The sequence below is a fragment of the Scopulibacillus cellulosilyticus genome, assembly GCF_042665295.1.
Classification (GTDB): Bacteria; Bacillota; Bacilli; order Bacillales; family Sporolactobacillaceae; genus Scopulibacillus_A; species Scopulibacillus_A cellulosilyticus.
This window is the reverse complement of record NZ_JBHTCO010000022.1, coordinates 1-621: the sequence shown is the minus strand read 5'-3', so window position 1 is coordinate 621 and position 621 is coordinate 1. Positions and strand designations below refer to the sequence as shown.

Genomic DNA, 621 nt, shown 5'->3' with positions numbered 1-621 from the left:
TTTATAAAAAGAAAACCATACGCTAGGCGTATGGTTCCGGAAAGCTTTCAGCGATGTAACAAAAAAAGCCCCTCTAGTGATAAAATAAATTTTGGTTCGCCAACCAGATTTATTTTACTAGGAGGGAGCTTATGTCATCTGACTTAAACAGTTTAGCACATACTAAGTGGAATTGTAAGTATCACATTGTTTTTGCACCAAAATACAGAAGACAAGTCATATATGGAAAAATAAAAAAAGATGTAGGTATGATCTTAAGACAATTATGTGAAAGAAAAGGTGTAGAAATTATTGAAGCAGAAGCCTGTAAAGATCATATTCATATGTTAGTAAGCATACCACCCAAGATAAGTGTGTCCTCCTTTGTGGGATATTTAAAAGGAAAAAGTAGTTTAATGATATTTGATCGTCATGCAAATTTAAAATATCGGTATGGGAACAGGAAATTTTGGTGTAAAGGTTTTTATGTTGATACAGTAGGAAGAAATAAGAAGGTAATTGAAGAATATATACGAAATCAAATACAAGATGATATAGTCGCAGAACAATTAAGTATGTTCGAATATATAGATCCATTTACTGGTGAAGAAGTAAAGCAGAGAAAAAAGAGAAAATAGGGAG

The 621-nt window shown here is 32.0% G+C and carries 1 protein-coding gene; it reads left to right on the top strand.

Annotated features, from left to right (window positions below; translation table 11 throughout):
* The first annotated feature begins 131 nt into the window (after positions 1–131).
* On the top strand, positions 132–617 hold the full coding sequence (gene tnpA / locus ACFQRG_RS16435; RefSeq protein ID WP_380968041.1) for an IS200/IS605 family transposase: 486 nt from the start codon (positions 132–134) through the stop codon (positions 615–617).
* The last annotated feature ends 4 nt before the right edge of the window (positions 618–621 follow it).